The 20,266-nt window shown below is 34.2% G+C and carries 27 protein-coding genes; 8 read left to right on the top strand and 19 right to left on the bottom strand.

Annotation, left to right across the window (positions count from 1 at the left end; translation table 11 throughout):
• Positions 1 to 95: 95 nt before the first annotated feature.
• The 6 genes from ACQKNZ_RS07860 to ACQKNZ_RS07835 form a co-directional block, all read right to left on the bottom strand.
• On the bottom strand, positions 96 to 656 hold the full coding sequence (locus ACQKNZ_RS07860; protein ID WP_427659010.1) for a DUF4256 domain-containing protein: 561 nt from the start codon (positions 654 to 656) through the stop codon (positions 96 to 98).
• 27 nt (positions 657 to 683) lie between these two features.
• Positions 684 to 1,103, bottom strand: coding sequence for a flavoprotein (locus ACQKNZ_RS07855; protein WP_427659008.1), 420 nt, complete (start codon positions 1,101 to 1,103; stop codon positions 684 to 686).
• Between the two features lie 113 nt (positions 1,104 to 1,216).
• Positions 1,217 to 1,651: an SMI1/KNR4 family protein gene (locus ACQKNZ_RS07850; protein WP_427659006.1), complete on the bottom strand. Its 435-nt coding sequence runs from the start codon at positions 1,649 to 1,651 to the stop codon at positions 1,217 to 1,219.
• Between the two features lie 76 nt (positions 1,652 to 1,727).
• On the bottom strand, positions 1,728 to 2,234 hold the full coding sequence (locus tag ACQKNZ_RS07845) for a hypothetical protein (RefSeq protein WP_427659004.1): 507 nt from the start codon (positions 2,232 to 2,234) through the stop codon (positions 1,728 to 1,730).
• A 142-nt stretch (positions 2,235 to 2,376) separates the two neighbouring features.
• Positions 2,377 to 2,856 (bottom strand): hypothetical protein, encoded by a 480-nt coding sequence (locus ACQKNZ_RS07840; protein ID WP_427659002.1) that lies wholly within the window; start codon positions 2,854 to 2,856, stop codon positions 2,377 to 2,379.
• 175 nt (positions 2,857 to 3,031) lie between these two features.
• Positions 3,032 to 3,940, bottom strand: a complete 909-nt coding sequence (locus tag ACQKNZ_RS07835) for a LysR family transcriptional regulator (RefSeq protein WP_427659000.1) — start codon at positions 3,938 to 3,940, stop codon at positions 3,032 to 3,034.
• Positions 3,941 to 4,107: 167 nt separating this feature from the next.
• Between ACQKNZ_RS07835 and ACQKNZ_RS07830 the strand changes: the two genes are divergently transcribed.
• Together ACQKNZ_RS07830 and ACQKNZ_RS07825 are read left to right on the top strand one after the other, a co-directional pair.
• The gene (locus ACQKNZ_RS07830; protein WP_427658998.1) at positions 4,108 to 4,845 is read left to right on the top strand and encodes an SDR family NAD(P)-dependent oxidoreductase; all 738 of its coding nucleotides are present in this window, start codon (positions 4,108 to 4,110) and stop codon (positions 4,843 to 4,845) included.
• An 87-nt stretch (positions 4,846 to 4,932) separates the two neighbouring features.
• Positions 4,933 to 6,180, top strand: a complete 1,248-nt coding sequence (locus ACQKNZ_RS07825) for a CynX/NimT family MFS transporter (protein ID WP_427658996.1) — start codon at positions 4,933 to 4,935, stop codon at positions 6,178 to 6,180.
• A gap of 59 nt (positions 6,181 to 6,239) precedes the next feature.
• Here ACQKNZ_RS07825 and ACQKNZ_RS07820 read toward each other — a convergent pair whose 3' ends face one another.
• From ACQKNZ_RS07820 to ACQKNZ_RS07810, 3 genes are all read right to left on the bottom strand, one after another.
• Positions 6,240 to 6,818: a hypothetical protein gene (locus tag ACQKNZ_RS07820; RefSeq protein WP_427658994.1), complete on the bottom strand. Its 579-nt coding sequence runs from the start codon at positions 6,816 to 6,818 to the stop codon at positions 6,240 to 6,242.
• Positions 6,819 to 6,879: 61 nt separating this feature from the next.
• Positions 6,880 to 7,440 (bottom strand): cysteine hydrolase family protein, encoded by a 561-nt coding sequence (locus ACQKNZ_RS07815; RefSeq protein WP_427658992.1) that lies wholly within the window; start codon positions 7,438 to 7,440, stop codon positions 6,880 to 6,882.
• A 74-nt stretch (positions 7,441 to 7,514) separates the two neighbouring features.
• Positions 7,515 to 7,934, bottom strand: a complete 420-nt coding sequence (locus ACQKNZ_RS07810) for a carboxymuconolactone decarboxylase family protein (protein WP_427658990.1) — start codon at positions 7,932 to 7,934, stop codon at positions 7,515 to 7,517.
• A gap of 121 nt (positions 7,935 to 8,055) precedes the next feature.
• Between ACQKNZ_RS07810 and ACQKNZ_RS07805 the strand changes: the two genes are divergently transcribed.
• A complete protein-coding gene (locus tag ACQKNZ_RS07805) occupies positions 8,056 to 8,496 on the top strand; it encodes an Lrp/AsnC family transcriptional regulator (RefSeq protein ID WP_427658988.1) in 441 nt (146 codons plus the stop codon).
• A 302-nt stretch (positions 8,497 to 8,798) separates the two neighbouring features.
• On the opposite strand, the gene ACQKNZ_RS07800 is transcribed toward ACQKNZ_RS07805, so the two are convergent.
• The 8 genes from ACQKNZ_RS07800 to ACQKNZ_RS07765 form a co-directional block, all read right to left on the bottom strand.
• On the bottom strand, positions 8,799 to 9,188 hold the full coding sequence (locus ACQKNZ_RS07800; RefSeq protein ID WP_427658986.1) for a HEAT repeat domain-containing protein: 390 nt from the start codon (positions 9,186 to 9,188) through the stop codon (positions 8,799 to 8,801).
• A 100-nt stretch (positions 9,189 to 9,288) separates the two neighbouring features.
• The gene (locus ACQKNZ_RS07795; RefSeq protein ID WP_427658984.1) at positions 9,289 to 9,645 is read right to left on the bottom strand and encodes a DUF6843 domain-containing protein; all 357 of its coding nucleotides are present in this window, start codon (positions 9,643 to 9,645) and stop codon (positions 9,289 to 9,291) included.
• Positions 9,646 to 9,805: 160 nt separating this feature from the next.
• On the bottom strand, positions 9,806 to 10,096 hold the full coding sequence (locus tag ACQKNZ_RS07790; protein ID WP_427658982.1) for an RNA polymerase alpha subunit C-terminal domain-containing protein: 291 nt from the start codon (positions 10,094 to 10,096) through the stop codon (positions 9,806 to 9,808).
• A 118-nt stretch (positions 10,097 to 10,214) separates the two neighbouring features.
• Positions 10,215 to 10,733, bottom strand: a complete 519-nt coding sequence (locus ACQKNZ_RS07785; RefSeq protein ID WP_427658980.1) for a GNAT family N-acetyltransferase — start codon at positions 10,731 to 10,733, stop codon at positions 10,215 to 10,217.
• 121 nt (positions 10,734 to 10,854) lie between these two features.
• The gene (locus ACQKNZ_RS07780; RefSeq protein WP_427658978.1) at positions 10,855 to 11,364 is read right to left on the bottom strand and encodes a YfiT family bacillithiol transferase; all 510 of its coding nucleotides are present in this window, start codon (positions 11,362 to 11,364) and stop codon (positions 10,855 to 10,857) included.
• Between the two features lie 233 nt (positions 11,365 to 11,597).
• Positions 11,598 to 11,807 carry a DUF6366 family protein gene (locus ACQKNZ_RS07775; protein ID WP_427658976.1) on the bottom strand — a complete coding sequence of 70 codons (210 nt, stop codon included), beginning with the start codon at positions 11,805 to 11,807 and terminating at the stop codon, positions 11,598 to 11,600.
• 178 nt (positions 11,808 to 11,985) lie between these two features.
• Positions 11,986 to 12,438, bottom strand: coding sequence for a GNAT family N-acetyltransferase (locus ACQKNZ_RS07770; RefSeq protein WP_427658974.1), 453 nt, complete (start codon positions 12,436 to 12,438; stop codon positions 11,986 to 11,988).
• Positions 12,439 to 12,796: 358 nt separating this feature from the next.
• Complete coding sequence (locus tag ACQKNZ_RS07765) at positions 12,797 to 13,975, bottom strand: MDR family MFS transporter (RefSeq protein WP_427658972.1); 1,179 nt, start codon at positions 13,973 to 13,975, stop codon at positions 12,797 to 12,799.
• 123 nt (positions 13,976 to 14,098) lie between these two features.
• On the opposite strand from ACQKNZ_RS07765, the gene ACQKNZ_RS07760 reads away from it, so the two are divergent.
• From ACQKNZ_RS07760 to ACQKNZ_RS07745, 4 genes are read left to right on the top strand one after another with little or no spacing between them, the layout of a single operon-like run.
• On the top strand, positions 14,099 to 15,055 hold the full coding sequence (locus ACQKNZ_RS07760; RefSeq protein WP_427658970.1) for a TIGR01212 family radical SAM protein: 957 nt from the start codon (positions 14,099 to 14,101) through the stop codon (positions 15,053 to 15,055).
• Positions 15,052 to 15,621 carry a class I SAM-dependent methyltransferase gene (locus ACQKNZ_RS07755; RefSeq protein ID WP_427658968.1) on the top strand — a complete coding sequence of 190 codons (570 nt, stop codon included), beginning with the start codon at positions 15,052 to 15,054 and terminating at the stop codon, positions 15,619 to 15,621. Before ACQKNZ_RS07760 ends, ACQKNZ_RS07755 begins: the two co-directional genes overlap by 4 nt.
• 46 nt (positions 15,622 to 15,667) lie before the next feature.
• Positions 15,668 to 16,750: a type III polyketide synthase gene (locus ACQKNZ_RS07750; protein ID WP_427658966.1), complete on the top strand. Its 1,083-nt coding sequence runs from the start codon at positions 15,668 to 15,670 to the stop codon at positions 16,748 to 16,750.
• A gap of 1 nt (position 16,751) precedes the next feature.
• The gene (locus ACQKNZ_RS07745) at positions 16,752 to 17,294 is read left to right on the top strand and encodes an isoprenylcysteine carboxyl methyltransferase family protein (protein ID WP_154310263.1); all 543 of its coding nucleotides are present in this window, start codon (positions 16,752 to 16,754) and stop codon (positions 17,292 to 17,294) included.
• 58 nt (positions 17,295 to 17,352) lie between these two features.
• On the opposite strand, the gene ACQKNZ_RS07740 is transcribed toward ACQKNZ_RS07745, so the two are convergent.
• Together ACQKNZ_RS07740 and ACQKNZ_RS07735 are read right to left on the bottom strand one after the other, a co-directional pair.
• Positions 17,353 to 18,669: an NAD-dependent malic enzyme gene (locus ACQKNZ_RS07740; RefSeq protein ID WP_154310261.1), complete on the bottom strand. Its 1,317-nt coding sequence runs from the start codon at positions 18,667 to 18,669 to the stop codon at positions 17,353 to 17,355.
• A gap of 118 nt (positions 18,670 to 18,787) precedes the next feature.
• On the bottom strand, positions 18,788 to 19,579 hold the full coding sequence (locus tag ACQKNZ_RS07735; RefSeq protein WP_144535165.1) for an alpha/beta hydrolase: 792 nt from the start codon (positions 19,577 to 19,579) through the stop codon (positions 18,788 to 18,790).
• Between the two features lie 110 nt (positions 19,580 to 19,689).
• On the opposite strand from ACQKNZ_RS07735, the gene ACQKNZ_RS07730 reads away from it, so the two are divergent.
• Entirely contained in the window at positions 19,690 to 20,205 is a 516-nt protein-coding gene (locus tag ACQKNZ_RS07730; protein ID WP_144535163.1) for a gamma carbonic anhydrase family protein, read from the top strand.
• Positions 20,206 to 20,266 lie beyond the last annotated feature (61 nt).

Genomic DNA, 20,266 nt, shown 5'->3' with positions numbered 1-20,266 from the left:
GGTTTTGATTTTTGGGGTAATATATTTAACAAGCCGAATAATAGAGATTTATCAACTATAGTTGAACAAGAAAAAAGAGCTGCTTATGTCAAAATTTAAACTCTTAAAGAGCCACGGAAGCCCCGTGCAGCATAATAAGAATCTGCTCCATTGTGGTACATAAATACAGTATCGTAGCGACGATCACAAAAGATGGCTCCCCCGAATTTTCTAATATTATCAGGTGTTTGCACCCAGCTAGACGTTTTCAAATCGAATTCTCCAAGCTTCTGAAGCTCCCGGTATTGTTCCTCCGTTAAAAGCTCAATACCCATATCAGCTGCCATATCAAGAACGCTATTCTCTGGTTTGTGTTTTTTCCTTGACTCCAGTGCTTCACGGTCATAACAAACGCTTCTGCGACCCTTAGGACTTTCCGCGGAACAATCATAAAAAATGAATTCGGCTGTCGTTTTATCATATCCAACAACATCAGGTTCACCGCCAGTTATTTCCATTTCGTGGAGCGACCACAGTTTATCAGTGTTAGCTTCAAGCTTAGCTTGTACTTTAACCCAGTCAAGTCCCATATGGCGGTTCATATTTTTCTCAAAACGATCTTTCAAAGTTTCAAATAGTTCCTCACGTTGCTCTGGTGAATACTCCTTACTTGTCATATAAGCTTCCTCCTATATTGTTTTTATTCAAATTTGTTTTGTGTTAATGAATATACTAACATTAGTAACTCCTGCTTCTATATAACTTCTTACTAAATTCCATTCGTTCTTGCTATTTTTTTGGAACGTTTGAAAGAACAAATTTGCTGTGTCTAATTTCTTACCTCGAATAACCAAAGTAGCAGATAAAATAGCCATAGTTTCGTCTTCTCTTAAAGGAAGAACTGTAATTATATTTATCATCCACTCTGCATTATTTTCTTTTGCAAATTTAAAACCTTGTTCCCATCCATTTAATGATTCTTCATAACCAAAGTCAACTATATTTCCCTCTATTATTTCTCTAGCTTTATACTCTTGTGATATTAATTTTTTCATGCCTATTAAAGATGAATTTCTCCAAACATCCAAATAAGAATCTAAAAACATTAAAAATGAGCTGGGCATTGAGGTGCCTCCTTAATATTGTTTGTAATTACAATTCTATATAAGAAGGAACATACCTTTATTTTAACCTGAACTGTTATTAGAAACATAATAAATTATTGAAGTGTCCAAATTTATTCATCATCAAAGTCATCCTCGATCTTTTTTTCTGAAATTAAAATAATAAATTCTTTTAAATTAGAGGCATATTCTTCAAGTTCTGCATCTTCGTGATACCATATATAAATCTCATTCTCCATTCTTCCATTTTTAATTTTAAAACATAATTTATCTCCCGAACCATCATCACCAATTGCTATTAGCTCTTTAGACATATCTTCATTGACTTCAGTGTTTTGTCTAACAATATCATCCCAAGTCTTTTTAGGATTTCTCTGGTCTTTGATAGGAAAAAGCGTCCATTCACCTACTTCTGCATTATTGATTAACTTGAAAAGTTCCTTATATTGTTCTGGGAAGACTGCACCTAGCTTATCTTCCGTTTCCTTTATGTCTGATTCATTAACGCCGGTTTTCCTTGTATGTATTAGTGCTATTACATCTTTCATTACATAACCTTCCTGTCGTTTTTAATATTTTTCCTTCTTTAACTTCACCTATTTATTTTGTTGAAGAAAAAACTACTCAGTCACTTTGAATTTCAAAGCAAAAATATCCAAATGGCAAATGCTTTTCTTTTAATTTCATTTCAGATTTTGCTATTTTCATCATCTTGAGTAGAATTTCTCTTAAAGAGTCCTTATATACTTTAAGTGCCTTTTGATATGAAACAATATCGTTATGTTTGCATAATGGATATAGTATAGCACCTAGATTCATATCATTAAGTACTCTAGGGGTATCTACTGAATCTAGACAATCTAAGATGTGCATCTTTTGCTCCTTTTCATCAAACCAATCTCTGCATTCTATATAAAACATATATTCCTCAAATTCTATTTGGTGATTCAGTTCTTCATTGATATAGAATGGTGTCACTCTAAGACAATTAGTCGTTGAATTACAACTAATAATTTCTTCAAGGATACCTTTTAAATCTGTAATGGTCGGGTAATATCTACATTTTCCCTTATAGTAAGCAGTATTATTGTATATTATTCCATTAATCTTCCCTCTTTTTTTCTTCAACACAATTCACCACTTCCCTGTTTTCCCGAGCTAACTTGTTATGTTTTGCTTCCATTAGTTTAACAAGAAAAAAAGAGCTGTCTATACAGCTCTTTGATTTTTCAAATACCTCTGAGAGAAAAGTATGATTAATTATGTTGTTCACCTATTGAATCCATTCCATTACAAACAGTTTTTGTTCTTTCACATTTGAAATTGCAAGTATATAGCTATTATCCTCTTTCAATTTATAATAGTATTTATCTTTATTATCGTAAGTCACGGGATTCTCTTGAAATACAACATATAAATTCTGCGTATCCTTATTTATATTAAATACATCCTTTTCAAACTTTTTAAGGTATTTTGAAACTGTATCGTAAGATTCATCATTAATAGAAACCCAGCCATCTTTTTCCTTTAACATCTTTTCAATAGATCTATAATCAAGAACATGGAAGGTCTCTCCCTCACTTGGGAATCCATTTCTCGTATGAAGTACTGTTTCTATATTTATTGGTTTCGGAACCTCTAGCCCCCAAATCAATTTCCATTCAGTATATTGATAAATATATTTCCAATTGACTATTACAAAACCTATCAAAAATGTAGTGACTGTAATCCAAATCATTGTTTTCTTTTTCATAGAATTTCTCCTCCTGCCCCTTTAGTTCTATAAAAATAGCGCTAATCCCTTCTTGGATCAACGCCCCTGCTGTCACTATATATTTTTTAAAAAACTGATTAACTTAAAAAAGAAGAAAGTGAATCCTCACTAAATTTTCATTTACCCAATTTTTTCACTTAGATTTTTAACTCTATCAGACATCTTTTGGTAATCTTTCTTTCCCCATTCTTATGCCCTGAAAGTAGCGATGACAATGTGAAATGAATGCCTCTGAAATCTTGGTTGGGTATGTGTATCGATGCTTTAATAATCCAATCGTACGTGTAAATTTCCCATTTTCAATTTTTAAGTGCTTTATTTTATTTTCATAAAGATTAACAGAAGTTTCAGGTGTAAAAGCTGCCCCACGTCCATTTTTCACCATTTGCAAGATTGTTGTTGCTTCTTCTACTTCTACTTGGTATTTAGGTTTATATCCTACCGATTCACAAAATTGATCTGTAAATTGCCGAAAACTGTACTGGTCTGTTAACCCAATGAAAGAAATATCCTCAAGCTTCATCAAATCAATTGAACCAGCATTGGCTACTTTGAATGATTTTGGAACAGTTAAAAAAATTTCTTCTTCAAATAATGGTACCCACTCGACATTTGAATGTTCTATTTTCTCTGTGGTAATACACACATCGTATTTGCCATTTTCAATGAACTGCTGCAAGTTTTCTTTCGATAACGGAACTTGCTGATATTTGACGTGTGGATACTCATTAAAAAATAAATCTATAATATTTGTAAATGTATAAGGAAGAGTTGTAACAATGGATAGGTTTCCATTCCCTTCTCCACGCCTTTCCTCCAATCCACGCTCTAAATCGCGTATTACTGAGAAAACACGGTCTGCTTCTTTAAATAAGAAACTGCCATTTTCATTTAAGGAAATGTTCCTTCCATTACGGAAAAATAAATCCATCTTCAGCTCCGCCTCAAGATTTGTAATCGCTTTACTTAACGCTGGTTGTGAAATCAGAAGTTCTTTAGCAGCCAATGACATATTTTCTAATTCTGCTGTTATATAAAAGTATTTTAATTTAATTAAGTCCATAATTAACTCCATTCTTTATAACCAAAAGTTATAAATAAATAATTTAAAAGTATTTTTCATTATATCTAAATGAGTATAAAATGTACATGGTCACTCATATGTGTACAAATTGTGAAACGTATATAAGTATGGATATTGTTTGAACAATATAGAGGGAGTTGTCGAATATGAGATTAAATAACAAAGTAGCAATCATTACAGGAGCAGCATCAGGTATGGGAAAAGGGGAAGCTATCCGTTTTGCAAAAGAAGGTGCAAAAATAGTAGTAGCTGATCTAAATTTAGAAGGCGCACAAGCTGTGGCGGAAGAGATTAAAGCTTTTGGTGGGGACGCTATTGCTGTATCAGTTAACGTTATGAAAACTGAAGACATTTTAAATTGCGTAAAAGTTACAGAAGAAACATTTGGTCCAGTTGATGTATTAGTTAATAATGCAGGTGTATTCGACAAATACGCTAACTCTTTAGACACTTCTTTAGACCAATGGAACTTCTTCTTAAATATAAACTTAACAAGTGTATTTGAATTCTCCAATGCTGTATTACCTAGTATGATTGAACGCGGTACTGGTTCCATCGTTAATATTGCTTCAGTAGCAGGTCTTGTTGCAGGTAAGGGCGGAGCGGCTTATACAGCTACTAAGCATGGAGTAATTGGATATACAAAACACCTATCTTCTGAATATGCGCGCTATGGTATTAAAATTAACGCTATTTGCCCAGGTACAATTGAAACTCCTTTAGTTAAAGATGTTTTAGCTGGAATTCCTAAAGATTTAGTACCAACTCGTACATTTGGACAAATAGAACAGGTAGCTGATTTAGCTGTGTTTTTAGCATCAGATGAAGCTAAATTCATGAGTGGCGCAGCTGTACCAATCGATGGCGGATTCACAATTCAATAATTTTGATAATTAAAAAGCTTAACTGATCAAAAATTACAATATGGAGGAGCAACTGTGCTTGCTTCTCCATTTTTATGAGGTGAAAATATGAAAAAGCAAAGTAAAATCCACTATGCTTGGTGGATCATGGTAGCAAGTGCTGCTATTTATGCTGCAAGTGTAGGGATTATAGTCAGCTGTGCTGGTTTACTATACCGTGCAGTAGCTGAAGACTTTAATGTTGGGGTTTCTGAAATTAGCTTATATACGTCATTAATGTATTTAACAATCACGATATTACTTCCATTTGCGGGGAAAGTATTAAATAAATTCGATATTCGTTATATATTAACTATTGCTGGTATGATTAATGCGTTAGCATTTGGATTAATGGGTACTTATAGTTCTGTTTTTCCATTTTATATTTCGGGGATTGCATTAGGAATCGGCAGCACATTCTTAATTTATGGATCGATTCCTCTAATTATGAACAACTGGTTTAAAGCAAAAGTCGGTACTTCTTTAGGTATAGCTATGGCGTTCATGGGTATTGGCGGAGCCATTTTTGCACAAATTACAGGTGTTTTAATTGAGTCGATTGGTTGGCGTTCAACCTACATTATTTTAGGTGTTATCGTTGCAATACTAATATTACCATTTTCAATTTTTATAATTCGTTCAAAGCCAGAACAATTAAATATGACTGCTTATGGTGCAGATAAAGTTGAAGATAATACTTCTAATGTCCAAAAATCTCCTGAAACAGGAGTCTTGAAAGGCACTGCACTTAAATCTCCAGCATTCTATCTAGTTATGCTTTTCACTGGACTTTTCGGGTTGGCTTCAACTGTTAGCTTTCACGTACCAAACTTTGTACAATCAATAGGATTCACCGCTACAATGGCAGCGACAGGTGTGACTTGTGTAACAATAGGTCAAACAGTTGGTAAATTCTTACTTGGTGCAATAAATGATAAATTTAGTATTAAAGTAGCTCTATTCGTTGGTATCGGTGGAGGCTTGATTGGTGTAGTCACCTTACTCATTTCGGATTCATTCGGAATTGCTATGCTTTATGCTGGTGCATTATTATTTGGTATTGGATTCTCGGGGTCTACCTTACTCCCTCCAGTAGTAATCCGTGAAGTTTTCGGGGGACGCGATTACGCATCAATTTATACAACGATTATGTCAGCTTCAACTTTAGGTGTAGCTGTCGGTACTACATTATTTAGTTATATTTACGATACTTCCGGCTCTTACTATATTGTTTTCATTATTGTAATCGTACTCTTTGTTATAATTATTTCTTCTAGTTTATTCTCTTTGAACTGGAAGAAAAAATTGAATTACTAAACTTTCAAACACCTACAAAGTTCTAAAATTTTGTAGGTGTTTTTTCAATTTATTGATCATCATTTTAACAATTTGATTAATGCTAGAATTTTTTCATCGTTACCTGGGTCTACATATACTAGCTTTGTATTTTCAATAATATCGGTGTAGAATTTTTCACCGGCAGGGTAACTGCCATCCCAACGTAATGGAACGTTATAAACATTAATCGTCCCATCCCCATTACCACTATAGGTTACTGATCCGTCTACTAAACGAGAACCTGCTAACTGGATAACATCTTCTGGATAGCTAGCACTTGTATCGTCATTAGGATTTATTAGAGTACCAGCTGGAATACGTTGAACATATAAGCCATCTATCTCTTGATTGGCACCTAGCTTCAGCCAGACTCGAGCGTATTCAATTTGCTCACTAGAATAATGAGATAGTATTTCTTTATCTTCCTTAGATGCTTCATTTGAATCACTACTGCTTTTGGTACTGTCTGAATTAATTTTTACCGTTTCTTTTGTAGATTCTAAAGCAGAATTTTTTTCTGAAGAATCATTTATGTATTCTTCATTAGTGTTGTTAGAGCATCCTACTAGCATACATAAAGAAATATTAAAATAAAGGATCTTAGTTATTTTTTTCATTCGACAACGTATTCCTTTCATTACTGTAAAATCAGTTAAAGGTTTGATAACATCTTAGAATTTAAAGCAATTGATTTATTAGTTGTTCTGTTGTAAGTATAGTAGCGAACTCTTCATTTAAAGTAGCTAGTGAAGTATTATGTATAGTCTCGGCATCATAGTAATTATCATTTTGGTCTTTCATACCAAACGCTGCTGTCGCATCAGATATAAGGTATGTATTAAAACCTAGATTCCCACTCATTCTTGTAGTCGTAGATACACAATGCGGCGTAGTTAAACCTGTTATTACTAATGTTGTTATATGATTTAATTTCAAGAACTCTTCCAAATTTGTACCAATAAAACTACTATTAACTTTCTTTGTTATAATTACTTCCTCTTCAATGGGTTCAACTAACTCTTTTATAGCAAATCCCTCATTCATTGGATGAAATACAGAACTAGGGTTATCCGACATATGTTTAATATGCACTACTTGCCACCCTTTCTCTCTCCACAACGTTAGAATTCTACTAATGTTTTCTTCTGCATTTAAATTATTTCTCTCTCCCCATTTTTTATCATTAAAAGCTTTTTGTACATCTATCACTATTAACGCTTTATTTTCTTTTTCTAACATAATTCCTCCTAAAATTTTGAATTTATCATTTATTTCATTTTATGTGCCTATTCTATTAAATTCAACTGGAATCGTTATTTTTCATTGATCGCTTCTAATTTCATAATGGCACCAAAATACTGTGAAGCCGTAGTTAACGTAATAAACGCAATAAGCTCACTAATCTCTTCTTCTGAAAGAGTTTCTTTCAAAACTTTAAATTGAGCATCTGAAATATTCTCTTTTTGTTTTATAAATACCTCCACAAATCCAACAGCAATGGATGTTTTTTCATCAAATAAATGCGGTTCAGGTTTTCCCTTTGCTTTGCAATACTCACAACCATTACTTTGTGCTAAAGTTCTCCTTACTTGTTCTTTTAATTGAGATGATAAATGCCCATCTTTTTCTAAAATTTCGCCTAATTGATTCCACCCGTTCAATACATCTTTGTTATGCCCTAAAAGTTTTTGAAAAGGGGTCTCCCCGAAATCTGACTGATTAATTCTTGCCATAATTATTACCTCCTTTTAGTATTTATCATACCGAATAATTCTATTGCTTTACATTAAATGTGATATCATTTTAAAGATATTACTTTAAAAAATTAACGTAAAAGGAGAATTTACTTTAAAAATGAAAATAGATTCAACTGATAAGAAAATTATAGATGAATTAAGGCAAAATAGTCGATTATCGATGAGTGAACTAGGAAGAAGAATCAATTTATCTTCACCATCTGTAACAGAACGGGTAAAACAAATGGAGTCATTTGGAATTATAAAGAGGTATATATTAGAAGTCGATTACGAGAAATTAGGGCTCCCAATCCAATGTATTATAGAAGCAACAGTTAAAAATGGAGATTATAATTCTTTTAAAACCTATATTGAAGGTCTTCCAAATGTGGAATTTTGTTACCGAATAGCAGGAAATGCTTGTTATATGCTTAAGATGCAATTCGAGACTTTTTCGAAAGCAGAGGAATTTATAGAAGATGTAAATCCTTACGCCCACACTGTAACACATTTCATTTTTTCTCAAGTCCAAACGAAATTACGAATGGATTCTTATTGATCTTTCCTATTACTTGGTTAACTATGCTGCGTTACGTTAAATGCAACATTACGACAGGGATTGCCGTATTTTGAATGTAAAAAGAGACCATCGAAAAATGATGGTCCTGTTTTTCCGTTATTAATATAGAAATGCTAAGTGATTGTCTACTTGGTATTGTGGACTTAAAAAATAGAACTTCAATATGGTAACTTAGTTTTTTTAAAAGCACACAACGTTTCTAATGTATCTGACATTAAATCCATTTTTCGTTCTATTTCATTTAATTCTTCTCTTACATTAATAATACAGTCCAATAAAACTTAATTTGGTATTTCCTTTTTAAATGATTTTATCAATTGGTATGCTTGCGCTTGTACTTCATAGTTTCCATTTATCAAATGATAAACTAGAGTTTCTATATGTGCTGAACAATCAAATGGTTCTAGAGCATATAATAGTGTTCCTCTATAACCAAGAGTTTTTGGATCATTAATAACATCTATTAACGGTTGAACCACGTCTTCATTCCCAGTATCACTTAAAGTTAAAGCAATGGAATTTCTTAATAATGCATTTTCTGTACTTCGTAAGTATTCAATAAGGAGAGGGATTGCTTGAATGTCCTTGCTATTGCTAATTTCTTCTAAAATGATTTCTGTTTCATCAAACCTTTCATTTTCTATAGCTAATTTTAATGAATTATTGTACATAATACTTATCCAGACTCCTTATTCTTGTCGTTTACCCTAATTAAAATTAGATTTTAAACTAAAATACATGTTAAAGCTGTTAATTGATTTAAATATTACGTCAATAACAATGTTCTTGATTTGGATCAAACGTTCGCGACATCCTCTCAGATAACGGATTACCGTTCGAAGTATGTACTCCGCCAGAGAAATCCATAATATTTATTTCATTTACTATCTTATCTTCTTTGTCTATATAAAAAGCTTTTTCTTTATGCCAACCCAAATCAATAATAAATTTTGATGGAGATGAAGTTAAAATATTTCCATGTTCAGGTACTATAAATAGCAAGGTATCGTCTTTAATTTCCAGCTCTTTCTCATTAGGTTGATTGAAATAAATGTTAATACATCCTTTGAAACCTTCAGGTAAATGATAAATGACGGTAGTATTATTGCTTGGTTTCTTAACCACCACACGAGGCCTACCATCAGAACTATACTAATTAAAATCCATAACTTCCTCGCCATATCACTACTTCAATCACTCCTTTACAGTTTATGTTGTCGCTTTGATTAACTGTTGTTCATTTTAGGCACCCATTGGTTAATAAAAAGCTTCAAGTATTTTTATTTTTTTATTCTTTAAATGTTAACCCTTCTTCTTTTAATGAAGATCTCATAATAGGTAATGAAGCTGGTCCAATGCCATGAATTTTTAAAATTTCTTTTTCAGTATAGCTTGATAGTTCTTGCAAAGTGTCAATTCCCTCGTGAACTAATGCATTTCTTGCGGGTGAACTGAGTTTAGAAAGGAACCCACTTTTAGGTTTATTCTTCTTATCACAGGTAGGGCAACTTTGACACTCACTAGTTTTGTAAAACTTATGTCCTTTTTCACAAACCCTTAAACTTTTTTCTACTGTCAATTTAATCCCTCCACACAAAGTCTGCAACTAATTTTATTTATTATTTAGATGTTATTTATCAATGCCCCTTCCGAACAATCGCAAGGATGGTAGATAATAATTCTCCTTTTTAAATTAGTTATATTAGTGTTTTAGTCATTATAAAGTCTATTTGTTCTTCGTCCCCCATATAAAAGGAGTGAGCGCCAGTTTGAAAAAAACCCATTTTCTCATAAAAAGCTATAGCATTTTCATTTTTATCCCAAACGCCTAACCAGATTTTCTGTTTATTACTTTCCACGGCAATGTCCATGGCTTTATTAAAGAGATATTTACCAATTCCATGTTTTTGAAATTTGTTCTTTATATAAATCCTCTCTATTTCAAGTGATTCATCACCCATTTTTTCAGACTGAGCATCATTGGTATTGATCTTTAAGTATCCTGCAATTTCATTGTTAGAATAAGCAAAAAAGAACTGCGAAGAAATATTTAAAATTTCTTTTTCTAATTGTTTTAAGTTAAATGCTCTTTCTAAATAGGAATTCATATTCTCAGGTGAATTTTGATGCTTAAATGTCTCATTAAATGTTTCATAACTAATTTTTTGAAGCACAGGTAAATCCTCAATAGTACACTTTTTTAAATTTATAGTCATTTCAATACGACGCTCCTTTAATAATAAGTAAGAAGTTATGCCCTACACATGTGTATTAGGAAAAAATATAAACAAAAATTGACCCATCGAACTTCGATAAGCCAATTCCATACATAATGTATTATTTTGATAATGCGATTTTTATATGGGCTAAGTGGTGCTCTTCATGCCAAGCTAATTTTGCTACTTTTGTTGCGGCTGTAATTTTACCATTTTCCTGGTGAGTAAAAGCTCGATCTAATTGCTCTTCAGTTAAACTATATCCTAAAGATACGATGCGCTCATTTATACCTTCTAGCATTTTAATAGAACTTTCTATAGGAAGCTTGGTATCCGGTTGAATAGCCCACTTTTCTTGATCAAAAGCTGGTACTGTTGGATTCTCGTCTGTTAAAGCTAGCTTCAAACGTTGATACATATTCAACTGAGAATCTGCAATATGATGGACAAGTTGACGAACTGTCCAACTACCATCACGATATGTTTTACTTAATTCGTCATCGCTTAAAGAGTCAACAGTTTCTCTTAAACGAATCGTATAAGTTTCGATTTTCTTTAGCCATTCTTGAATATTTTCTAATGTGACTTTTTCAGGAACCTGTAATTCTCCAATTGAGTATCTTGTATCCATTTTCAATCCCCTTCCCTCTTCGTTATTTTACTATTCATTATTACTTAAGTTATTTTACCATATTGTTAAATTTCCGTATCAATAGGCTATATATGTTCATTTTTATTCTCTGCTTGTTTTAAGGTTGGGAACTATCCTACCTTTTTAGTTCAGTAAGACCTGATTAAGAGCCAGCAAGTATTGGATTAAAAAAATTTCTAATTCTGCGAAACGAATCACAGTTAAAATCATTTTTAAAAAAGTTTATATAAAACAAATCCAACTATTAAAACAATAATCAATATTACTGTACCTTTCCAACCCATACCACCTGTTATATCAGTATAATTTCCATTTTCACCTCGATTAAATCCATCTCTTAATGCCCCGCCAGGATTTTTATTAAGTTCTTGTTGCCTTAACCCTTCTCTTTTTTCCATTGGAGTTTCTTGTCTATTCTTCAAGCCAAACACCTCCTAGATTGCTGTATTATCTATTTTTTATGGTTCACCTTCCTTTACTAAACAATTTCAATGTTTTAAGGGTAATAATTTATACTGGTGGGTTAAAAATAGAACATCGCAATGCTTTTCTCAAAAACACATTCAATCTTGATTCATGTTAATGCCTTGGAAGAGTTACCTATTTTGCAGATATCCATTCATATTGAATATCTGGTAAATTTTCTTCGTTTTCATGACCTCTACTTATGATTTCAAACCCATTAGTTTCATAAAATCTTTGTGCCTTTTCATTTACCTCAAATGTGTACAAGATTAATTTCCCACTAGATTGTGCTTTTGCTTTATCTAGTAATGTCCGCCCTATACCGAATCCTTGATATTTTAGATGAATATATAATTGGTTTATTTCCCTATCATTATATGCAATCATTCCAACCACTTCTTCATCAATTAACGCTAATTCTATTTGAAACCGTTCAGGTAATATATTATTTAAAAAATATACATGATTTTCAAAGTCGTGAATTTCTTTTTGGCCAATAGCCTGTTCCTTACTATCTCGCCACATTTTCACTGTTTGTTCTGCGTAATTGGAGTTATACGGAATAATTCTGATTTTATGTTGCTTCATGCTATGCCTCCTCTTTTTATTTCAGACGAACATCCAAAAGCTATAAATGATATTAAAATTAATAATAGAGATCTGACAAGCACCTCCTTAATAATAATTGAATAAAACTTTTGTTATTATCTATTGCTATGTTTGACCCGCTTCCTTCACTTTTTAAACGTATTCTAGATTCTTCTTTAAATGACTTATTCGACTTGAGAGCTAAATAACCTTTTACATTCATACAGATGAGTTAATTTATTCAATTACGACCATTTTTCACACTGTCGATTGGAACAAAAATATCTCCTTCTTTTTTAAATAAAAAACCTAAGTCAACAAAATATTGAACTTAGGTTTAGGAATTATCTATTTATTTTTACTCATTTAAAGCGGCTTCTTTTTTTAAAGGTATATCGTAAAGTAAGCTAGTAATTATAGATATGATTATAAGACTAGCTAAGATTAGTATCATCGCCGGAGTTCCGTATGCCTCTACTAAAACCCCTCCTATAAATGGTCCAATCATCCGTCCAATTGTAGCCATACTATTAACGATACCTTGATAGAATCCTTCTTTGCCTTTCGGAGCCAACTGGCTAGCTAACGTTGGAACGGCTGGCCAAACGAACATTTCACCAAAAGTGAGTATGACCATGGCAACTACAAACATCGTATAGTTTTCAGCAAATGCTACCACTACAAAAGAAATCATAAATATGACAAGCCCTAAGACCATTTGCGTTTTAATCTTATGCTCTAATTTATTTATAATCGGTTTAATAAGTGGCTGAGCAAGTAATATTAGTGCTCCATTAACTGTCCATAACAGACTATATTGTCTTAAGGTGATACCTAAATCTAACACATAGGTTGAAATAGTCGATGTCCATTGTACATATATGATCCATGTAAGCATATAACCAAAAGTGACAATCATCATTGCATAAATAGGAGCCATTTTTTTTATTTTCTTCTTTTCTCCTAAAACAGAAGCTTGATGATTAGAAACGATTGACATATTTTTATAAAATACGCCGGCAATCACTAAAAAGAAAACATACGCAAATAAATTTGCTACAAAAATATTGTTGATATTATTATCCGCTACCCAACCCGCTAAGGCAGGTCCAATTGCCACTCCTAAATTTTGGGCTAAATAGATAGAATTGAATGCTCTTCTACCTCCTTCTGGCCAAACATTTCCTACCATTGCATACATACTAGGAAAGATAATACCCCCACTAAATCCTAGTATAGCAACGAGCCAAATATATTCGGGCCAGTCATGCCATACAGTCAACGCTGCTAATGACAACATAGACAGGAGAATACCAAAAATAATAGACTTATAGCCTCCTATGCGGTCAAACAAATACCCACCCAATAAATTACCTATTACTCCTGTCCCTGCGTTAAGCATCAATACTAAGCCTGCAGTGGTCAACGATTGACCTAAATAATCATGCATATAAATTGTATGTAAAGGCCATAAAAATGAATTTCCGGTCGTATTTATGAACATTCCTATTATTAACAGCCATACTGCTTTTGGCATTTTAAATACCTCATTTCTTTAGACACTCAAAATATTGTAGCTGTTTTTAGTCACCACTTCAAGATAATTACATCTTTAAATCAAATATTCATGATAAAATAATCCTGTTAAGGAGTGAAGAATATGACTAATAACTTCCCTTTCCCTACAGATGGGAAAAGATACTATACGTGGAACCGATATTTGAGAGACATTTTTGATATGAAGATTTTTAAGGTTGCGCTTGATGCAGGCTTTGATTGTCCAAATCGTGATGGCACAGTAGCATACGGAGGATGCACATTTTGCAGTGTTGCAGGCAGTGGGGATTTTGCTGGTGATAAGGTAGACCTAATTCCGGTGCAATTTGAGAAAATTCGAGATAAGATGCATGAGAAATGGAAGCAAGGAAAATATATCGCTTATTTTCAGGCTTATACAAATACGCATGCACCTCTTCTTGTTTTAAAGGAGAAATTTGAAGCCGCATTAGCATTAGAAGGAGTAGTAGGCATTTCTATCGCCACTAGACCAGACTGTTTACCTGATGATGTAGTGGAATATTTGGCTGAGTTAAATGAACGTACATATCTGTGGGTTGAGCTCGGCTTACAAACTGTCCATGAAAGTACAGCAAAAATAGTTAATAGAGCTCATGATTATCCTACTTATATAGAAGGAGTTTCCAAATTAAGAAAACACGGGATCCGTATATGCACCCACATTATAAACGGCTTACCATTAGAAAATCGCGATATGATGATGGAAACAGCTAGAGAGGTAGCAAAGCTGGATGTCCAAGGTATTAAGATTCACCTTCTTCATCTATTAAAAGGAACTCCTATGGTGAAGCAATATGAAAAAGGGATGCTAGAGTTTATGGGTCGTGATGAATATATCCAGCTAGTAGCCGATCAATTAGAAATCCTCCCGCCAGAAATGATAATTCATCGTATTACTGGAGACGGGCCTATCGATTTAATGATTGGTCCTATGTGGAGTTCCAACAAATGGGAAGTGTTAAATGGAATTGATGCTGAGCTAGCTAGAAGAGAAAGTTATCAAGGAAAATTTTATACGAAAACTGGTGAATTATTATGAAGTTAAAAAGAATTCTTCCATATGCAAAAGAGCTTCTTCAAGGGATTGTAAAAGAAGGTGACACAGTTGTAGACGCAACTGCAGGGAATGGTTATGACACACTATTCCTTGCAAGCTTAGTTGGCACACAGGGTCATGTCTTCGCTTTTGATGTCCAAAAGGAAGCGATTGAATCGACCTCTGAGAAACTCTGCAATGCAGAACTAAGAGATCGGGTTTCTCTTATTTTAGATAGTCATGAGCACGTAGGAGAATATGTAAAGAATAAAATTTCTGCAGCAGTCTTCAATCTAGGCTACCTGCCCGGAAGCAACCATGAAGTAGTAACTACAGGGAATTCTACTACTAAGGCTATTTCCTCCTTGTTAGACCTTTTGGAGGTCGGGGGTCTTATAGTATTAGTAGTTTATCATGGGCATGAGGGTGGTAAACAAGAAAAAGATGAACTCATTTCTTTTGTTCAACGACTTCCTCAATCTTTCATTCATGTATTATGCTACCAATTTCTAAACCAAGAAAATGACCCTCCATTTATAATTGCCATTGAAAAAATGAAAGAAAGGTGAATATATGGATGAAGGATGGAGAGACTAACTTAAAAAGGAGATTACCATGCCAAAAATTGCTTCTGTTAGTACATACAAACCTCCATACACCCTAGAACAATCCAACATAGAACAATTAACTAAAGAACTTTTTCACGATAAAATCCCACAGCTCGAACGATTACTAAAAGTATTTGAAAATGGTGACATTAATACCCGAAATTTCTGTGTTCCTTTAGAGTGGCACAAAACCACCCATTCATTTGAAGAAAGAAATTCCACATATATCGATCTTACTACCAAATATAGTGTGGAAGTCATCCAAGCCTGTCTCCAAAGCAGTTCTTTTTTAGAGAATAAAGTATCACCTGAGGAAATCGATGCCATTATTTTTGTAAGCAGTACTGGTATATCTACTCCGAGTATTGATGCTCGTGTGATGAACCATCTTCCCTTCTCAGATCGTCTTAAACGGATTCCATTATGGGGACTAGGGTGTGCAGGCGGCGCAGCTGGAATTAGCAGGGCTTTTGATTATTGTAAGGCACATCCTTCTCACAAGGCTTTAGTAGTTTGTGTAGAGCTATGTAGCCTCACCTTCCAACCAAATGATTATTCAAAGAGTAATTTAGTCGGTGCTTCCTTGTTTGCAGACGGAGCAGCTTGTGTGTTAGTTTGCGGAGACGATGTTGATATAGCTACTAAAAGACCAGTACCTCATATTATCAAAACAGCATCCAAATGGATGCCCGACTCTGAGGATGTAATGGGCTGGGAAGTAAAAAACAGCGGTTTACACGTTGTATTCTCAAAGAGCATTCCAACAATTATCTCCAAATGGCTTGGTCCATTTATGCACGAATTCTTGAGTGAGGAAAATCTCACTAGTGAGGATATCATTAATTTCGTTGCTCATCCAGGTGGAAAAAAAGTTTTAAAAGCTTATGAGGATTCTCTTAGTCTGTCTGAAAACCAAACAGCTATTTCAAGAGAAGTATTAAAAAATCATGGGAATATGTCTTCACCAACCGTTCTCTATGTATTAGAGCAATTTATGCTTAAAGAAAATACTCCTAATAACTATGGCATGCTAGTCGCTTTAGGCCCAGGATTTTGTGGCGAAGCAGTGCTATTAAATTGGAGGAATTAGTATGTTGTTTTTCATAATCATTGCACTAGTTATTATTCAAAGGTTGGTGGAAGTAGTAATTGCTAAGAGGAACGAGAAACGTATGCTGGCTCAAGGTGCATATGAAGTAGGAGCCTCTCACTATCCTTATATGCTAGCCTTACATATAAGCTTTTTTCTCTTTTTGATTGCGGAGGTCGTCTTTTTAAACCGAACAACTTCTCCCTTATTTCCTGTATTTTTTTTCATATTCTTGTTAGTTCAAATTCTTCGCGTTTGGTGTTTAACCTCTCTCGGGAAGTTCTGGAATACAAAAATAATTGTTCTTCCTGGGGCAAATGTGGTTACGAAAGGACCATATCTTTACTTCAGACATCCGAATTATATCGTAGTTTGCACTGAGATATTATTATTGCCTCTAATGTTCCAGGCATATTTTACTGCATTGGCTTTCACATTGTTGAATTTGGCTATGCTGTCAGTCCGAATTCCATTGGAAGAAAAGGCTTTAATAGAAGCAACTGATTATAATGAAGCATTAAAAAAGAAGATATCAGCCTCCTAGGCGGTATCTTCTTTTCTTGTATATATCATATTAAATAATGCTGACTCTTGCTAGATGATTAAGCTTCTTTAGTAACTGCCTCTTCAACTGCTCGAGCAACTATATAATGTACCGCAGGGTCTAATGGATTTGGTATTAACTCTCCTGGTCTTGTATAATCGACTATTGCCTGAGCTGCTGCAATAAGCATTGGATACGTAATTTCTTTTGCCCCAGCATTTAAAGCACCCTTAAAAATACCTGGGAATCCTATTACATTATTAACAGAGCGACCATCTGCTGCAAAGGCTGCTCCCGCTGCGATAGCAATAGATGGAAGGATTTCTGGATTAGGGTTGGAAAGTGCTAAAATAATTTGACCTTCTCGCACCATCTCAGGTTTAATCAATCCCTCGACACCAGTCGTAGCAACGATAATATCACAATTCTTCATCATCTCTTCTAATGAATCAATCGTTTTTCCTCCATAGTGAAGAAGACGCTCTTTAGCCGCTTCCTGACGGTCTAAGCCATACACTTCCTCCACACCGTAAGCCATTAACATACGACAAATAGCTAATCCCGCAGCTCCTAAGCCAATCTGACCAATTTTCGCATTTTTTATGTTTACCTCAGTAGCTCGGCAAGCAGAAAGTATAGCCGCTAAAGCCACTACAGCTGTGCCGTGCTGGTCGTCATGCATAACAGGTATTGGAAGCTCTGCTTTCAGTCTTTCTTCTATTTCAAAGCAATGCGGTGAACCGATATCTTCTAATAGAATTGCACCAAATCCTTGGTGAATATGCTTTATAGTTTCTACAATCTCATCGGGATCACTAGTATCTAATAGAATTGGTATTCCGCTCAATCCAACGAACTGATCTAATAGTACAGATTTCCCTTCCATTACTGGCATACCTGCCACGGAACCAATGTTGCCTAAACCCAAAATAGCGGTACCATCCGTTACAATAGCAACGGAGTTTCCGATGGAAGTAAAATATTGGGCCTTATCTGGTTCGTTAACAATTTCCATACATACACTTGCCACTCCAGGTGTATAGATTCTTTGCAAATCTCCTAATGAGCGGACATCATATCTGCTCTTCATTGCAATTTTCCCGCCTTCATGGGCTTTTAACACATCATCACTGATAGCTTGGATTTTCACACCATTTCCAATTGCTTCAATGTTTTTTATAATTAGCTCGAAGTCTTTTTTAGACTTGCTCGTAACGGATATATCTCGAATAGTTGTCAATGCACCACTCTTTAAAGTAGTGATATCTCCTATATCTCCTTCTCCCATGCCTATGGCAGTCGCTACCTTAGCAAAGTTACCAGGTTTTGAAGGTGTTTCGACGATAATATTACGAATAATATGTTGGTTTTCCATATCTCTCTCCTAATCTCTTACTCTATTTTCAATTATATGATTATAACACAAAAAATCCCCATTTATAAAAATGAAGATTAATTGTTGCTCAATATGTTTGTTTGAAAAAAGATACATTTTAAACGATATAACCGATAGATCTCAGTACATTATTAATGAAGGAGTGAGAATATGTAAAAATTTCTTCTCTTTCTGGCTCTAAATACAGATCATGAAAACAATTCTTCCATTCCTTGAATTGATAATCCGACAGCTCCTGTTTTTTCAACCATGCTTTGGCTGCTGCTGTGTCCGTAATCTTATCTCTTTCTCCCGTCATTAATAAAACAGGGACATTAGGAATAGATTCGGGATATTGGCTTACAGTTTTCATCTCATTTTCAAGCTCTTTATACCAATCATGTGAAATAATCGTTCGATAATACGGATCGTTTACTAGATTTTGATAGGCGCTGTAGTTTCTAGTAAGTTCCTTTAGTTCAATGTCATGATTGATCTTCTGCTGCACAGAGATTTTAGCTAATGCCTTTGTCCACTTGGAAGGAAGTTTTTTTAACAAAAGCCACGGAGATGTTAAGATAACACCAGCATATTCCACCTCTATCTTATGTAACATCTTCATAACTAAGGTTGCTCCAAGTCCATGTCCTACTATAAAAATAGGAAGGTCATATGAAACAGCAACCTGTACTGCTTGCTTTATGTAGTCTTTATAAAGATCAAAGGATTCATCGTGAATGGTCTTGGTTCTCACTAACTCCCCGTGACCTGGCAAATCTCCCATCACTATATGGCAATTTGAGCTTCGCAATTTTTCGATTAGCCAAGCATAACGTCTGTGATGCTCATAGGCACTATGAACAATAATTACAACCGCTTTAGCCTTTTCATCTGACTCCCACTTCCACATGTTCAACATACCTCATTTCTGTAACACTCTCTACGTTCTATTTATTTCTTTCTTTCGATTTGTTTGATAGGATTAATTATACTCTAGAAAAACAAAGGAGCGTGTCTATTTTGATTTATCCATACAAAGATAAGAAACCTTCGATTGATGCATCTGCCTATATTGCTGATTATGTCACAATCACAGGTGATGTTACAATCGGTCCAGAGACTACAATTTGGTTTAATACGGTAATAAGAGGGGACGTTGCCCCTACTATAATAGGAAGCAAAGTTAGTATTCAAGATTTAAGTTGCCTTCATCAAAGCCCAAATAATCCACTCATAATTGAAGATGAGGTAACTGTTGGCCACCAGGTTACATTACATAGCTGTACTATACGTAAAGGCGCATTAATAGGCATGGGGTCCATTATTTTAGATGGTGCAGAAATTGGCGAAGGAGCATTTATTGGAGCTGGTAGTCTTGTCCCTCAAGGGAAAAAAATCCCGCCTAATACTTTAGCATTCGGTAGTCCAGCTAAGATTATACGTGAATTGAATGACGAAGATAAAAAAGATGTCCAACGAATTATTCATGAATATGCTGAAAAAGGACAGTACTATAAATCCATCAAACCCTTATAGAAAGGTCGATTTTAAAATAGAATAAATTAGAATTAAGAAACACCTAATTTTAAAATTTTTA

The organism is Psychrobacillus sp. NPDC093200, from assembly GCF_050280345.1.
GTDB lineage: Bacteria > Bacillota > Bacilli > Bacillales_A > Planococcaceae > Psychrobacillus > Psychrobacillus faecigallinarum.
Note: the sequence above shows the minus strand (reverse complement) of the source record. Positions and strands in the feature narration are given on the sequence as shown.

What these genes read in the sequence shown, in the direction of transcription:
- ACQKNZ_RS07860 (WP_427659010.1), bottom strand. Translation starts at nt 656, where the DNA reads ATGACAAGTAAGGAGTATTCACCAGAGCAACGTGAGGAACTATTTGAA.
- ACQKNZ_RS07855 (WP_427659008.1), bottom strand. Translation starts at nt 1,103, where the DNA reads ATGCCCAGCTCATTTTTAATGTTTTTAGATTCTTATTTGGATGTTTGG.
- ACQKNZ_RS07850 (WP_427659006.1), bottom strand. Translation starts at nt 1,651, where the DNA reads ATGAAAGATGTAATAGCACTAATACATACAAGGAAAACCGGCGTTAAT.
- ACQKNZ_RS07840 (WP_427659002.1), bottom strand. Translation starts at nt 2,856, where the DNA reads ATGAAAAAGAAAACAATGATTTGGATTACAGTCACTACATTTTTGATA.
- ACQKNZ_RS07835 (WP_427659000.1), bottom strand. Translation starts at nt 3,940, where the DNA reads ATGGACTTAATTAAATTAAAATACTTTTATATAACAGCAGAATTAGAA.
- ACQKNZ_RS07830 (WP_427658998.1), top strand. Translation starts at nt 4,108, where the DNA reads ATGAGATTAAATAACAAAGTAGCAATCATTACAGGAGCAGCATCAGGT.
- ACQKNZ_RS07825 (WP_427658996.1), top strand. Translation starts at nt 4,933, where the DNA reads ATGAAAAAGCAAAGTAAAATCCACTATGCTTGGTGGATCATGGTAGCA.
- ACQKNZ_RS07820 (WP_427658994.1), bottom strand. Translation starts at nt 6,818, where the DNA reads ATGAAAAAAATAACTAAGATCCTTTATTTTAATATTTCTTTATGTATG.
- ACQKNZ_RS07815 (WP_427658992.1), bottom strand. Translation starts at nt 7,440, where the DNA reads ATGTTAGAAAAAGAAAATAAAGCGTTAATAGTGATAGATGTACAAAAA.
- ACQKNZ_RS07810 (WP_427658990.1), bottom strand. Translation starts at nt 7,934, where the DNA reads ATGGCAAGAATTAATCAGTCAGATTTCGGGGAGACCCCTTTTCAAAAA.
- ACQKNZ_RS07805 (WP_427658988.1), top strand. Translation starts at nt 8,056, where the DNA reads ATGAAAATAGATTCAACTGATAAGAAAATTATAGATGAATTAAGGCAA.
- ACQKNZ_RS07800 (WP_427658986.1), bottom strand. Translation starts at nt 9,188, where the DNA reads ATGTACAATAATTCATTAAAATTAGCTATAGAAAATGAAAGGTTTGAT.
- ACQKNZ_RS07785 (WP_427658980.1), bottom strand. Translation starts at nt 10,733, where the DNA reads ATGACTATAAATTTAAAAAAGTGTACTATTGAGGATTTACCTGTGCTT.
- ACQKNZ_RS07780 (WP_427658978.1), bottom strand. Translation starts at nt 11,364, where the DNA reads ATGGATACAAGATACTCAATTGGAGAATTACAGGTTCCTGAAAAAGTC.
- ACQKNZ_RS07770 (WP_427658974.1), bottom strand. Translation starts at nt 12,438, where the DNA reads ATGAAGCAACATAAAATCAGAATTATTCCGTATAACTCCAATTACGCA.
- ACQKNZ_RS07765 (WP_427658972.1), bottom strand. Translation starts at nt 13,975, where the DNA reads ATGCCAAAAGCAGTATGGCTGTTAATAATAGGAATGTTCATAAATACG.
- ACQKNZ_RS07760 (WP_427658970.1), top strand. Translation starts at nt 14,099, where the DNA reads ATGACTAATAACTTCCCTTTCCCTACAGATGGGAAAAGATACTATACG.
- ACQKNZ_RS07755 (WP_427658968.1), top strand. Translation starts at nt 15,052, where the DNA reads ATGAAGTTAAAAAGAATTCTTCCATATGCAAAAGAGCTTCTTCAAGGG.
- ACQKNZ_RS07750 (WP_427658966.1), top strand. Translation starts at nt 15,668, where the DNA reads ATGCCAAAAATTGCTTCTGTTAGTACATACAAACCTCCATACACCCTA.
- ACQKNZ_RS07745 (WP_154310263.1), top strand. Translation starts at nt 16,752, where the DNA reads ATGTTGTTTTTCATAATCATTGCACTAGTTATTATTCAAAGGTTGGTG.
- ACQKNZ_RS07740 (WP_154310261.1), bottom strand. Translation starts at nt 18,669, where the DNA reads ATGGAAAACCAACATATTATTCGTAATATTATCGTCGAAACACCTTCA.
- ACQKNZ_RS07735 (WP_144535165.1), bottom strand. Translation starts at nt 19,579, where the DNA reads ATGTGGAAGTGGGAGTCAGATGAAAAGGCTAAAGCGGTTGTAATTATT.